At 69.3% G+C, this 13,771-nt stretch carries 9 protein-coding genes; 6 read left to right on the top strand and 3 right to left on the bottom strand.

Annotation, left to right across the window (positions count from 1 at the left end; genetic code table 11):
• Window positions 1–56 precede the first annotated feature (56 nt).
• On the bottom strand, window positions 57–1,136 hold the full coding sequence (locus AB0P21_RS06360; RefSeq protein ID WP_363694171.1) for an NlpC/P60 family protein: 1,080 nt from the start codon (window positions 1,134–1,136) through the stop codon (window positions 57–59).
• 354 nt (window positions 1,137–1,490) lie between these two features.
• On the opposite strand from AB0P21_RS06360, the gene AB0P21_RS06365 reads away from it, so the two are divergent.
• Complete coding sequence (locus tag AB0P21_RS06365; protein WP_363694172.1) at window positions 1,491–3,734, top strand: helix-turn-helix domain-containing protein; 2,244 nt, start codon at window positions 1,491–1,493, stop codon at window positions 3,732–3,734.
• A 198-nt stretch (window positions 3,735–3,932) separates the two neighbouring features.
• Here the strand turns inward: AB0P21_RS06365 and AB0P21_RS06370 are convergent, their stop codons facing one another.
• Both AB0P21_RS06370 and AB0P21_RS06375 read right to left on the bottom strand, forming a co-directional pair.
• On the bottom strand, window positions 3,933–4,172 hold the full coding sequence (locus AB0P21_RS06370) for a hypothetical protein (RefSeq protein ID WP_363694173.1): 240 nt from the start codon (window positions 4,170–4,172) through the stop codon (window positions 3,933–3,935).
• 127 nt (window positions 4,173–4,299) lie between these two features.
• On the bottom strand, window positions 4,300–5,607 hold the full coding sequence (locus tag AB0P21_RS06375; RefSeq protein ID WP_363694175.1) for an NYN domain-containing protein: 1,308 nt from the start codon (window positions 5,605–5,607) through the stop codon (window positions 4,300–4,302).
• 174 nt (window positions 5,608–5,781) lie between these two features.
• Between AB0P21_RS06375 and AB0P21_RS06380 the strand changes: the two genes are divergently transcribed.
• The 5 genes from AB0P21_RS06380 (at window position 5,782) to AB0P21_RS06400 (ending at window position 12,671) form a co-directional block, all read left to right on the top strand.
• A complete protein-coding gene (locus AB0P21_RS06380) occupies window positions 5,782–7,575 on the top strand; it encodes a DEDD exonuclease domain-containing protein (RefSeq protein ID WP_363694177.1) in 1,794 nt (597 codons plus the stop codon).
• Between the two features lie 38 nt (window positions 7,576–7,613).
• On the top strand, window positions 7,614–8,363 hold the full coding sequence (locus tag AB0P21_RS06385) for a class I SAM-dependent methyltransferase (protein WP_363694179.1): 750 nt from the start codon (window positions 7,614–7,616) through the stop codon (window positions 8,361–8,363).
• Window positions 8,364–8,433: 70 nt separating this feature from the next.
• Entirely contained in the window at window positions 8,434–8,886 is a 453-nt protein-coding gene (locus AB0P21_RS06390; RefSeq protein WP_363694181.1) for a hypothetical protein, read from the top strand.
• Between the two features lie 58 nt (window positions 8,887–8,944).
• Entirely contained in the window at window positions 8,945–9,232 is a 288-nt protein-coding gene (locus AB0P21_RS06395; protein WP_328322457.1) for an Lrp/AsnC ligand binding domain-containing protein, read from the top strand.
• Window positions 9,233–9,281: 49 nt separating this feature from the next.
• The gene (locus AB0P21_RS06400) at window positions 9,282–12,671 is read left to right on the top strand and encodes a hypothetical protein (RefSeq protein WP_363694182.1); all 3,390 of its coding nucleotides are present in this window, start codon (window positions 9,282–9,284) and stop codon (window positions 12,669–12,671) included.
• Window positions 12,672–13,771 lie beyond the last annotated feature (1,100 nt).

Below are 13,771 nucleotides of genomic sequence, written 5' to 3' on the forward strand. Positions count from 1 at the left end.
GAACCGGCTCCGAGGGGCTGTGTCCCTCGGAGCCGTCAAACATGTCTGACCTGGGCTCAGCCCGGGCGGACCGCGCCGACGTAGCCGCTCATGTAGTCGAGGTCGTCGGTCTTGACCGGACGGCCCGGGTTCGGCGCGTGCACCATCCGGCCGTTGCCGATGTACATCCCGACGTGGTGGATCGACGGGCTGCCGTAGAAGACCAGGTCGCCCGGCTTGAGATCGCCGCGGCTGACCCGGCGGCCCTCACCGAACTGCGCCTTGGAGGAGTGCGACAGCGAGACGCCGGCCTTGCCCCAGGCGTACATGGTCAGACCGGAGCAGTCGAACTGGTTCGGGCCGCTGGCGCCCCACACGTACCGGTCGCCGGTCTGCGCCATCGCGGCGGCGACCGCCGCGCCCGCGCGGCCGTTGGCCGGTACCGGGGTGTCGTCGCCCGAGTCCTCGGGGTCTTCGGAGGTCCGGTCGCCGTCGCGGGTCGGCCGCTCGGCGCGGGCGTCCTTGGCTTCCTTCTCGTTCTCTTCCTTGATCCGCTCGCGCTCGGCGTCGCTCAGCTTGCTGAGCACCTTCTCGGCGGCGTCGACGTTGGCCTGCAGCTGCTTCTTCAGCGCGTCCTGCTGACCCTGCACGGCCTGCAGCGCGGCGAGCTCGCTCTGCTCACTGGCCTGCAGGTCGGTGAGCTTGCCCTGCGCGGCCTGGAACCGGCGGAGCGCCGAGTTCTGCTGGCCGGCGAACGCCTGCGCGGTGGAGGCCTGGCTGAGGAACTGGTCGGGGTTCGACGAGAGCAGCAGCTGCGCCGTCGTCGTCATCCCGGAGGTCTGGTAGCCGGCTACCGCGATCGAGCCGATCTGCTTCTTCACACCGTCGACCTGGGCCTGCTGCTTGGCAATCCCGGCCTGGAGGGCCTTGACCCGGATCTGCGAGGCGGTGATCTGGCCCCGGAGGTCGTTGGCGGCCTCACCGGCGATCGCTGCCTTGTTCTGCAGATCGGCCACCTGGGCCTTCGCCTGCGCCAGAGTCGGCGCCGGATCGGCATCCGCTCCGGTCTGAATGAAGATCACTCCAGCGACGACTGCGGTGGAGGTGATAGCGGCGAGAGCAATTCCCTTGAAGCGCTTCGTGCGGCCGATGGACACAGCCCGGTCGGTCCCTTCCTCTACTCGTGCCGTCCCCGTCAACCCACCTGGTCGGTACGACCGGTCGGTCACCCCTCGGCGCTGAATCTTCGTCACCCGTCCGGTCTGGTCGACCGACACTGTGAGGCAACGAGAGGTAACAGTAGTAACCGATTCGTGACCGGTGCAATCCGCCCCTCTGGTTTGATCCAAACTTAACGTCGGAAAACCCTTCCTCGGCAGCAACCCAGCGTGATCCCGCCTTCTGCAGCAGCAACCGGCCCGACACTACTGACCGTCACCTCCGCGCGCCCGGGTCGGCAGGGGTCCGTAGGATGGCGGTTCGGAGATGCCGCCGCCCCGTGAAGGATGGAATTGACCGAGATCGGCCAACAGTTGCGTGCGCTTCGCCGGCGGACGGGACTGACCCAGGAAGAGCTTGCCGAGAGGTCCTCGCTGTCGGAGCGGTCGCTGCGCGATCTCGAGTCCGGGCGGGTGCAGAAGCCGCGGGCGAAGTCGATCCGGCTGATCGCGACCGCGCTCGAGCTGTCCGACGAGGAGACCCGGCAACTGCTCGCGCTGATCGCCGACGACACTCCCCCGCCGGTCGCCAAGCCGCAACCGACCCGGCTGCAGCAGCTGCCGGCCGCCGACGTGCACTTCACCGGCCGTTTCTCCGAGCTGCGTGAGCTCGACGATCTCGTCTCCGACCGCCCGTCAGCTCGTATCGTCACGATCACGGCGATCGGCGGGAGTGGTAAGACCGCGTTGGCGGTGCACTGGGCGCATGGGGCGTCGGCGCGGTTCCCGGACGGTCAGCTGTACGTCGATCTGCACGGGTTCACGCCGGGGCAGCTGCCGCTCGACCCGGCTGAGGCGCTGGGCAGGATGCTCACCGCGCTCGATGTTCAGCCGGGCGATCAGCCTGCTTCGGTGGAGGAGCGCGCGGCGTTGTTTCGCTCGCAGATCGCGGATCGGCGGCTGCTGATCCTGCTCGACAACGCGGCGACCGCCGAGCAGGTTCGGCCGTTGCTGCCTGGGTCGCCCAGTTGCGCGACCATCATCACGAGTCGCGAGCGGCTTGCCGGGTTGATCGTTCGCGACGGGGCGCGGCCGTTGCTGCTGGACGCGATGACGGGGTCGGAAGCGGGCGAGCTGCTCAGGGGCATCGTCGGGCCGGCTCAGGTGGACGGCGATCGGCGGGCTGCCAGCGAGATCATCGAGCTCTGCAGCAGGTTGCCGCTGGCCATTCGGGTGGTCGCGGCGGGGATCGCGCTCGGAGACCAACGCACGCTGCGCGAAGCAGCGGATGCCCTTGCAGCGCCTGACCGGCTGGAGCGCCTCTCGCTGCCCGACGACCCGGCGGCCTCGGTCCTCCCCGCCTTCCAGGTTTCCTACGACCGGCTCTTCGACGAGCTGAAGTTGCTCTTCGGCCGACTCGGCCTGCTCCCTGGTACTACGTTCGGCCCGAACGTGGTGGCCTCGCTAATGGCGTCGGACGTCGCAACGGCCGCCGAATCGCTGCAGCGACTCGTCGCGCTCAACCTGGTCCAGCCGCGAACCGCCGGACGTTACGGCCTGCACGACCTCGTCAAACTGTTCGCCCAGCGCTGCTCCGGACCCGACGAGCCCGCACTGCGCCGCGCCCTGGACTACTACCTGCAGGCTGCCGACGCCGCCAATCACCAGCTGCGCCCGTCCCGTGTCCGGACACCGATCGATCCGCCGCTGGACGGCGTCGTCACCGAGACCTTCAGTACTCCGGACGCCGCCGGGCAATGGTGTACCGACGAGCTGGTGAACGTCGCCGACGCCGTGGAGCTGTCGATGAGCACCGGCCAGTACCGGTTCGCGGTTCAGCTGCCGACCAGCATGATCGACTACTTCGCCCGCCGGAAGGTGTGGCCGGTCTGGCTGGCGACCCACCAGCGCGCGCTGGTGGCCGCCGACCTGCTCGGCGACAAGGAACGCGAAGGCATCCTGCGCTGCGCCCTCGGCGTCGCCCATCGCGAGCTGCGCGAGCTCGACCTCGCCCAGGAGTACCTCGAAGCAGCCGCCGCCATCGCTCGCGAAGGCAACCACCGGCTGCCGCTCGCGCGGGCGTTGAGTGCGCTCGGCATCCTGGCGGCGGACCGCGGCGAGGACGACCTGGCCGTCGGCTACTACGCCGAGTGCGCCCGGATCGCCGAGGAGGACGGCGACGAGTACGGCGCGATGCTGGCGATCCTCAACGCCGGTTTCCTCCATCTGCGCAGTGAGCAGGTCGGCAAGGCCAAGGACGCCTTCGAACAGGTCCTGCCGATGTGCCGGCGACTCCAGGCCGCCGAGGTGGAAGCGGCCTGTCTCGGCGCGCTGGCCGAGATCATGCGCCTCAGTGGTGAACCGCACCAGGCCCTCGCCCTGTTCCGGGAGAGCGCGGTGCTGGCGGAGCGGACCAACAACCCCGACGGCCTGATCAACGGCCACGAGGCCGCCGCCAAGACGTTGGTGCAGCTCGGCCGGATCCCCGAGGCGAGATCCGCGTACCTGTCCGCCCTGCGAGTCGCCGAGGACCTCGGTGATCCTCGCCGGCTGGACCTGCAGACCGCTCTCGATCGGTTGACGCAGGCCGGGTCCTGATCCCGTCGAGGTGACCGGCCGGCTCGGACCGCGCCACCTCACCACGCCAACTCCCGGCCGTCAGCGGCCGCTCAACCGTCCCCAGCTCGTGTCCTGCATCTTCATCTCCCCAGTAGTCGTTCGACTGACGGGGACGAAGCTATTTCGGCGCGACTGTGGGTAACAGGCGGATGACCGGCAGTTCTCAGGCAGTCGGGGTCAGGCCGAACCGGCAGCGGCCTGTGGACCGGTTTGATCTTGCGATTGCACGCTCTCAACGGCGTGAACCAGTCGCAACGGCGGCACCAGACCGGACTGAGCCAGCACGCCGAGCGCGGCCAGCTCGTCGTCGTCGACCCGCAGCGAACTCTGCTCGGGCGGCATCCCGAGCACCACGCTGACCACGCAGTCCGAGCAGCCGGGACCTCTCATCACACACGCGTCGCAGTCGATCAGCACAACGTCCTCCAAGGTGGGGAAGCACCCGGACTTGCATCCGGCTGAGAAGGACGCTAGAGAACCCCACCGACAGTTTCGGAGTACGGCGGACAGGCGGCCGGTTTCGGCCCCGGATTCGGGCGGGGTTTCAGCCGCGCGCGATGCGGTTGATCAGAGTCGTTGCGGACAAGGCGCGGGCGCCCATCGTGACGGTGCTCTCGGCAACTTCACGGTCGGTGGAGACGACCACGATCGGCCGGCCCGGCGGCTCGGCGCGGACCAGTTGCCTGATCACCTCATCGGCGATCACGCCGGCCGGGCTGAACCGGACCCGGACGCCGCGCGGCGGGTTCAGCTGGACCGGGCCGGACAGCTCGGCGCCGTCGAAGACGACCGTGACCTCGATCCGGCGCTGCGCCACCAGGGCGCCGAGCGCGGTGACCAGCCGCTGGCGCTGCGAGTGCAGCGGTGTCGTCGGCCAGGCTGTCTTGGTGACGTTGTAGCCGTCGATGATCAGGTGGACCTGCGGCAACGCGAGCAGCTCGTCGAACAGCGCGGGGTCGTCGTCGGGCGCAGTACGGCCGACGGGTGCTGTCGCGGGCTCGACGCCGGCCACTGTGTCGGCCGGGCGGAGGTCTCCCCCGGGCGGCAGGGTGAGCTCGCGACGGAGTCCTCCCGCTGCCTCGACCAGCGTGTCCAGCAGCAGGCGGGTGCGGGTCGAGGCCAGCTCGCGCTCTTGGCCCGCAGTACGACGGGCCGCGTGCTCGACCGCTTCCAGTTCGGTGATCCGGGCGCGGAGTTTGCGCAGTTCGCGATCGACCTCCGAGCGCGCCGCGTCGACGCGTTCGTCGGCGGTCTCGGCCTCGGTCGTGCGCAGCTCGAGATCGGTCTGCAGGCCGGTGATGCGCAGGCGGGCTTCGTTGAGCTTGCGGCGCAGGGTGACGTTCTCGGCCTTCAGTTCGGTGATCTGCTCACGCAGCCGGTCGCGCACCTGGCGGGTCTCGGTCCGGGCCTGGTCGAGTTGGTCCTGCAGCCGGTTGACCACGTCCTCGTCGACAGCGGGCTTCTCCGGCGGCAACTGGGCGGCATCGGCGACGCGCTGCTCCCAGTCGTCCGGCCTGAGCAGATAGGCGAGCGCGGCGACCTGGGTCGGCTCCGCGGCCGGTACGGCGAGGCCGTCGGCAACTGCGTCCCCCAGCTCGGGGTGCTCACGGCGTACCTCGAAGGCGACCAGCTTGCGGAAGTGATCGTCGGTCTCCAGGATCGGGCCGAGCACCGAGGCGGACAGCTTCGCGCGCTTGCCGGGAGCGAAACTGGCGAACCGCCGCAGCGGGGGTGGGATGTCTGTCGCGGGCAACTGCCCCAGCGCCTGGGCGGCCAGGTTCAGAACCCGTTGCCGAACCGGTTCGGGCAAGGTGGTGGCAGCGGAGCTCGCGGCGGTGCCTGCCTCAGCCACCGGTCCGCAGTCCGGTCGGAACGGCCCCCTGGCACAGCCAGTGATGCAGACCACAGCGACCGGGCAGGGAGCCCGGATTCACGGTGATCGCTTGTGTACGCATACCCAGAGCGTAGTCGGTACTGCCGCGTGTCCGGAGCGGAATTGTCGGTGGCGGCTTCTAGCGTCGTCGTCATGAGCAGCTCACCGCCGGATCGCGCCGCCGCCCCGGCCTTGCCGATCCGCGGTGTGCAACCGAGTTTCGACGATCTCGGGACGCCGCTGCGCGATGTCACGTTCTGCGTGGTCGACCTGGAGACGACCGGTGGAGCGCCGGGCGAATCGGGGATCACCGAGATCGGCGCGGTGAAGGTGCGCGGTGGTGAGCTGGTCGCCGAGTTCCAGACGCTGGTCAATCCGGCCGAGCCGATCCCGCCGTTCATCGCGGTGCTGACCGGGATCACCGACGGAATGGTCGCGGCGTCGCCGCGGATCGAGTCGGTGCTGCCGGCCTTCCTGGAGTTCGCCCGCGGGTGCGTGCTGGTCGCGCACAACGCGCCGTTCGACGTCGGCTTCCTCAAGCACGACACCCAGGTGCACGGCTACGACTGGCCCGACTTCGTCGTCGTCGACACGGCGACGCTGGCGCGCCGGGTGCTGACGCCGGACGAGACGCCGAACTGCAAGCTGGGCACGCTGGCCAAGCTGTTCCGGACTACCGTCACGCCGAACCACCGCGCCTTGTCGGACGCGCGCGCCACGGTCGACGTACTGCACGGTCTGTTCGAGCGGGTGGGTTCGCTCGGCGTGCAGACGCTGGAGGATCTGCAGACGTTCTCGTCCCGGGTGGCGCCGCAGGTGCGGGCGAAGCGGCATCTCGCGGAGTCGTTGCCGCACGCCCCTGGTGTCTACCTGTTCACCGACGATCGCGGCGAAGTGCTCTACATCGGCAAGTCGAAGGACCTGCGCACCCGGGTCCGGTCGTACTTCACCGCCTCGGAGCAACGCACCCGGATCGGCGAGATGATCGGGATCGCGTCCGGCGTGCGCGGGATCGAGTGCGGTACGGCGCTGGAGGCCGAGATCCGTGAGCTGCGGCTGATCGCCGAGCACAAACCGCGGTACAACCGGCGCTCGAAGTTCCCCGAGCGGCAACACTGGCTGAAGGTCACGGTCGAGCCGTTCCCCCGGTTGTCGCTGGTGAAGCAGGTGCGTGACGACGAGGCGGCGTACCTCGGGCCGTTCACCTCCCGCAAAACGGCCGAGCGGGCGATGGCGGCGCTGCACGAGGCGTTCCCGATCCGGCAGTGCACGGACCGGATGTCACGGTCGCCGCAGGGATCGCCGTGTGTGCTGGTCGAGATGGGCCGCTGCGTGGCGCCTTGCGACGGGCGGATCTCACCGGAGACCTACGGGTCGCTGGTGAACGGGTTGCGGCTGGCGCTGACCGTCGACCCGGCGCCGGTGGTGGCCGCGCTCGACCAGCGGATCGATGTGTTGTCGGCGGATGAGCGGTTCGAGGATGCCGCGGTGCACCGTGATCGGCTGAGCGCCTTCGTCCGCAGCAGCGCCAAGATGCAACGGATGTCGTCGGTCACCGGGTGCGCGGAGATCTGCGCGGCCCGGCGTACCGATGACGGGGGTTGGGAGCTGCACGTGATCCGCCGCGGCCGATTGGCGGCGGCCGGGATCAGCCCACGTGGCACGGATCCACGCAAGTACCTCGAGATGCTCCGCGCGTCCGCCGAGACGGTCCTGCCTGGCATCGGCCCGGTCGCCTCGGCCTCCCCGGAGGAGATCGAGCTCGTACTGCGCTGGCTCGACTCCCCCGGTGTCCGCCTGGTCGAGATGGACGGCACTTGGACCTGCCCGGTCAGCGGCGCCGGCCGGCACGTGGCCCGGCTCGACAACTCGCACTCCGAGGCTCATCACCACCCCAGTGAGCGCCGTCGCCGGATGCGGCCGCTGGGCGCGACCGCTCGCTCTTAATCGGTCGCACAGCGCGGACTGCCGTGAAACTGTTCGGCATGGAACCTGCTGACTTCTACTCGGGCATCGTGGTCGACGCCTACGCCAAGCTGAAGTCGACGAGCTTCGACGCCGGGCCTTATCTGGAGTTCGTCCGGCGGCACGGCGAGCCTGGGTTGGAGATCGGCTGCGGCGATGGTGAGCCGCTGCTCGAGCTGTGCGCGGCGGGGCTCGAGGTCGACGGAGTCGATTCGTCCGGCGACATGGTCGAGCGTTGCCGGGAGAACGCGTTGCGGCGCGGGATCGGAGTACGGGTCTTCCAACAGCGGATGGAGGAACTGGAGTTGGAGCGGCGTTATGCGTCGGTCTACTTCGCCGGGCCTACGTTCAATCTGCTGGCCGATGACGAGACCGCGCTGCGGGCGTTGGTTGCGATCCGCGAACATCTGACGGCTGACGGGTCGGCGCTGATTCCGTTGTGGGTGCCTGATCCCACGTCTGCTGATGAGCTCGGGGTAGCACGGACCACGGAGGACGGGCCGGGGGTTGAGCTCAGGTACACGCCGTTGGCGGAGAGCTATGACAGTGGCGAGCGGACGCGGGTGACGACTACTCGGTACGAGCGGGTCACTGCCGAGGGGGTCGAGGTCGCGGATCGGGAGTGGGTCATTCATTGGCATACGCCTGAGACGTTCCAGCGGTTGTGTTCGGAGGCGGGGCTGCAAGTGACCCGGATCGTGGATGACGAGACGGGCGAGACCGCTGGTGGTTGGTCGACCAGCTTCACCGCCACGGTTCGGCGTTCCTGATGGGGAGGGCTATCTCACGAAACGGCCAGTCAACTGCCTGATCGTCCGGGTGTCAGGCAGAGTTGACCCCGTGACTGATCCGTTCCAGTTCTTCACGCCGGCGCATCTGCACGACGGTTCGGCGTACCGGGCTCCGGTGGAGGCGGTCGACAGTTGGCGGAAGCTGGCCGAGGAGGTGCGGCGCGAGCTGGACCGGATGGGGTTCCCGGCGTCCGTCGTACCGGGTGGGGATCCGAAGGGGCTGCCGCCCGGCGCGCACATCTGGGTCAACGCGATCGCACCGTTCGGGGTGACCCTGGACTGGGACCCGCCGGTGACCGGCAGTCCGGAGTACGTCGAGAAGGTGTTGACCCAGGACATGACGAGCGGGCTGTTCTCGTACGTGGTGACCGCCTCGGAGATCATCGTGCGGGCGCTGTGCAGTGTCCTCAAGGAGGCTGGGTTCACCGTGCTGATCGACCACGCCGAGGGGCGGATGTACAACTACCGGGTGCTGGACGCTCCGCGGTTCCCGAAGATCTGAACCGGCCCGCGCGCACTATGCTTCAGCGCGGTAGGGCTGGATTCGAGGAGAGGACGACATGGTCACCGCGATCGTGTTCATCAAGGCCGACGTCGCACGCATCCCGGAGGTCGCCGAGCAGGTGGCCGCGATCGAGGGCGTCAGCGAGGTGTACTCCGTGACCGGTGGTCTGGACCTGATCGCGATGATCCGGGTGGCACACCACGACGACCTGGCCACCGTCATCCCCGACCACGTGAACCGGGTGCCCGGCGTCCTGAGCACCGAGACGCACATCGCCTTCCGCGCCTACTCCACCCACGACCTGGAGGCAGCCTTCAGCCTCGGCGAGGAATCGGGTTTCTGAAGGACGAACGGCCCGACAGACTGACACGCGCTGAAGTTACGGTGAACGCATGAGCAACCCTCCCGCCGGCTGGTATCCGGACCCCACCGGGCAGCCCGACACCATTCGGTGGTGGAACGGGACCCAGTGGACGAATCGAACTGAGCAGGAAGGACCGGAACCGGGGGCTGGTGCCGGTGGCTCGGGCTCGGGCTCCTCCGGCTCCGCCTCGGCGGATACTGCCGGTACTTCGTCGACAACCAATGCGGGTACCGGCTCGAACGCTGCCGGAGCCGACACACCGGCTGGCGGGACGTCCAGCGCTTCCTCCGGTTGGCCGAGCTCGGGCTCGTCGACATCGTCCGCCACTCCGTCGTCTGACACCTCGGCGCCTAACAACCCAGCGGCGGACAACTCGACAGCGACTTCTGCCTGGCCGACCTCGACCGATTCTGAGCTGTCCCCCGCGGAAAAAGCCAAGTCGACCTGGAAAGCCCCCGCCGAGATATCAACCGCAGCAGGCCACTGGACCCAGCGCCCCCTCCCCCCGGAGGGCGCCGAGCCGATCACCCGCGAAGAGGCAGTAGCGGCCCAGCAAACCGGCTGGAAGCTCCAACTCGCCCCCGACGCCCCCAGCACGACGCCCGACCCGGCCACCGACCCTGAGCCCGAGCCGCAGTCCTGGTCGACAACCAACTGGACAGAACCACCAACGGTTGCTCCGACCCCCAAGGACCCCGCGCCGACCCCCGACGCCGACACCACCCAGGTCATCCCCACCACGTCCCCCCAGCCCACCAGCGGCTGGAGCCAGCAGTCGGGTACTGCAGCGGGCGCGGCAACCGGTGCACCCGCCTGGGGACAGTCAACCGACGCGGAGACCACCCAGATCGACAACTCGGTCCACCAGGACGTCGACTCCCCCGAGCAGACAAGCGACTCCGAGATCACCCAGGTCGCTCCCTGGGGACAGCAGCCCGCCGACAGCCCATGGTCCGCCGGCGACGACCTAGCTACTTCTGGCCATGAGCCAACAGCAGGCAAGGCACAGACCGGTACTACGCCGTGGACGACTCAGGCGGACGACAGCACGGCCCAAGGCGCAACCAATCAGCCGCCTTCAGAGCAGCCGAACGACGCGGACAACCCCCAGTGGGCCTCCAACCCCCAGCAGACCGACACCAGCCCGTGGGGCGGACCAAACGCAGCCCAGACCGGCACCGGCGGCTGGAACGAGTCCGGCGCAGCCCAGACCGGCACCAATGGCTGGGGCGACTCCGGCGCACCGCAGGCGGGCGCCCAAGGTTGGGATAACTCCGGCGCACCCCAGTCGGACGGCCAGGACGCACCCCAGTCAGATGGACAGGGATGGGGGTCCTCAACCCCACCGCAGACGACTGCCGGCGACCACGACGGGTCCGGCGTACAGCAGACAGGTTCCGAGGGCTGGGGTGCTTCTGACGCACCACAGTCAGGTGGCCAGGGCTGGGACAACTCCGCAACGCAGCAGACCGGCAGTGGTAGCTGGGACAGCTCCGCGACGCAGCAGACCGGCAGCGGTGGCTGGGACAACTCCGCGACACAGCAGACCGGCACCGGCAGCTGGGACAGCTCCGCGACACAGCAGACCGGCACCGGCGGCTGGGGCTCCTCCCCCTCGCCCCAGACAGGTGCTGGCGATCACGACGGTGCTGCAGCGCCGCAAACCGGCAGCGACGGCCAGGACGCCTCTGCGTCTCAGGCAACTAGTGGCGACGGTTGGGGCGGGTCCGGCACGCAGCAGTCTGCGGACGACAAGACCGGCGCCTCCGAGACGCCAGCAGCCAATGCCACTGGGTGGGGAGCCTCCGGCTCGCAGCAGCCCGGCGCGGAAGGCTGGGGTACCTCCGGCACACAACAGACCGGCAGCGAAGGCTGGCCTGCATCCGGCACGCAGCAGGGTGGCAGCGAAGGCTGGCCTGCATCCGGAACCCAACAGGGTGGCAGCGAGGGCTGGGGCGCGTCCGAGACCCAGCAGACCGGCGGCGAAGGCTGGGCTGGATCCGGCACCCAACAGGGCGCCAGCGAAGGCTGGCCTGCATCCGGCACGCAACAGCATGGCGGCGACGGCTGGGGCGCGTCCGGGACCCAGCAGACCGGCGGCGAAGGCTGGGCTGGATCCGGCACCCAACAGGGCGCCAGCGAAGGCTGGGGTGCATCTGGCACGCAGCAGGGCGGCACTGGCGGTTGGGGTAGCTCTGCCACACCGCAGACAGGTGCTGGGCAAGACGCAGCTGCGGCGCAGCAAGCGGGTGCTGGTGGGCAGGACGGTTCTGCTGCTCAGCAGACAGGCGCCGGCGGCCAGGGTGGTTTTGGCTCGCAGCAGTCGGGTGGTGATGGCTGGGGTTCGAGCGGTGGCCAGCAAGGTGGTGTGGCAGGCAGCCAGCAAGGTGATGCGGCTGGGAGCCAGCAAGGTGGCGCGGGTGCGAGCCAGCAGGGTGTCTGGGGTAGCACTCCCACCGCGCAGACCGGCGACGGTTGGGGAACTGGCGGAGTACAGGAAGCTGATGCGGGCCAGTGGGGTAGCTCGGCCGCGCAGCAGGCGGCTGGACCGCAGACCGGTAATCAGTGGGGGTCGACCGCGCAGCAGCAGGGCGGTGGGCCTTGGCAGGGTGGTGAGGCCTCGCCTTGGCAGGGTGGTGAGGCCTCGCCTTGGCAGGGTGGTGACGGTCCACAGGGTGGTGGGACGCGGAAGCGGAAGGCCGGTGGTGGTGACGGTGGCGGAGGCGGTTTCAACAAGACTTCGCTGATCATCGGTGGTGCGATCGCGCTGGTGATCCTGATCGTGGTGGGCGTGTTCCTGATCACCAACCAGGGTGACAAGAAGACCGCCGACCCGACGCCGACACCGCAGCCGACCGGCAGCGGGCCGACGACGCCTGGTGCCAACGCGGGGCAGTCGAAGAATCCCAAGCTGCACGAGGGTGACCGGATCAGCTCGGACGCGATCTCGTTCCCGCGGCAGGCCGGCGACTGGTCCGACCGCAAGCGGCTGATCAAGCAACTGGTGAACTCGAGCGGGCAGTACATCACCCTGCAGACCGACTTCGACGGCACCAACGACTGGTACGCGGACATGTTCGTCGGCGGGCTCAGCAACGCGACGCCGTTCAGCGGCGACCCGAAGGTGACCGCGACGACGCTGCTCGGGCAGGTGCAGAAGAGTGCCTATGGCAACATTCCGGTGACGTTCAAGACGCTCAAGAGCGGCGCGGTGAAGCGCTCCGACAAGGCGGGCTGGTACTTCCAGCAGTCCGTCACGGCGAAGTCGCCCAAGGTCACCTCGGTACTGGTCCTGACCGTCGCCGTCTTCGACCTCGGCGACGGCACCGCGGTCGCCTACATCAGCGACATCCCCGCCAACCGGCCGGACCTGAGGACGGTCGAAGGCAAGGTCTACGAGGGAATCAACGTTGGCTGAGAACGAGAACACCCCGCCCCCACCGTCTCCGCCGCCGCCCCGCTCGCCTGCGCGGCACTCCGCGCCGCCGCCTGCGCCTGCCGATCGCGTCGACCGCGTCGCCCCGGTGGACGAGGGCACTGCTGAGGAGTGGTTTTCCTCTCAAGAGTCGTTGCCTGCTGACAACTGGTTCTCCACTCAGTCTTCACCGGCTGCGGCTTCTGAGGCCGCTGACTCGGCTGAACCTGCGGACGGTTTGGAGGGCTCGGGAGGTGCTTTGGGTTCTGATGATCCGTTGATGGGTCAGTCGCGCGCGCCTGCGCCGCCTCCTCCCCCGCCGTACCGTGCGAGCACGGCGCCGGCTGTCGGGGGCCCGCAAGCGCTGGAGCAGGAGCAGGTGCCGAGGTCGCAGTCGCAGTCGCAGTCGCAGTCGCAGTCGCCCCAGGCTCAGCCGTCGGCGCAGGTGCCATCTCAGCCGCAGGTGCCGCAGCAGCCAGCGCAGTCGCAGTCGCAGTCCCTCGCACCGCAGGCTCCGTCGCCGCAGGTGCAGCAGCAGTCATCCCGATCGCAGCAGCCGCAGGTGGCATCGCAGTCACAGGAGCCGTCGTCGCAGTCGGACCAACCGGAGGCGCCGCAGCAGCCAGCGCAGTCGCAGTCGCAGTCGGATGCTCCTGCGCCAGGTAGTCCGCGGTACTCGGGTCCGCAGCAGGGTCCGGCGGTAGGTGGTGCGCAGGGCGGGTCAGCTGCCGGCGGTACGTCGTACAGCCCGGCGCCTCGTGGGCCGGTGAGCGGACGTGTTGAGGACGGAGCGGCGAGTGGCCGTGATGGGGACGGGTCCGCGCCTGGCCGTGTAGCAGGCGGGCCTGCGGCGAGCGGGCCGGTGGCAGGTAGTGCGCCGTACGCGCCGCCGCCGGTCGGGTCGGGGACTGGTGACGGGCAGGGGGTGTACGGGCCGTCGGCTGGTGAGCAGCGGCAGGCTGGTCCGCGTCAGGTTGGTGCTCAGGGGCAGCCGGGTGGTCGAGGGCCGGTGGGGCCGCCGAGTCAGGCGGGCTTGCAGGGGCAGGCCGGTAGTCAGGGACAGGGCGGCGGTGCGCAGGGACCGGCGCCGTATGGACAGGGTG

This window comes from Kribbella sp. NPDC056861 (assembly GCF_040687575.1).
GTDB lineage: Bacteria > Actinomycetota > Actinomycetes > Propionibacteriales > Kribbellaceae > Kribbella.

What these genes read in the sequence shown, in the direction of transcription:
- AB0P21_RS06380 (WP_363694177.1), top strand. Translation starts at nt 5,782, where the DNA reads ATGAGCAGCTCACCGCCGGATCGCGCCGCCGCCCCGGCCTTGCCGATC.
- AB0P21_RS06385 (WP_363694179.1), top strand. Translation starts at nt 7,614, where the DNA reads ATGGAACCTGCTGACTTCTACTCGGGCATCGTGGTCGACGCCTACGCC.
- AB0P21_RS06395 (WP_328322457.1), top strand. Translation starts at nt 8,945, where the DNA reads ATGGTCACCGCGATCGTGTTCATCAAGGCCGACGTCGCACGCATCCCG.
- AB0P21_RS06400 (WP_363694182.1), top strand. Translation starts at nt 9,282, where the DNA reads ATGAGCAACCCTCCCGCCGGCTGGTATCCGGACCCCACCGGGCAGCCC.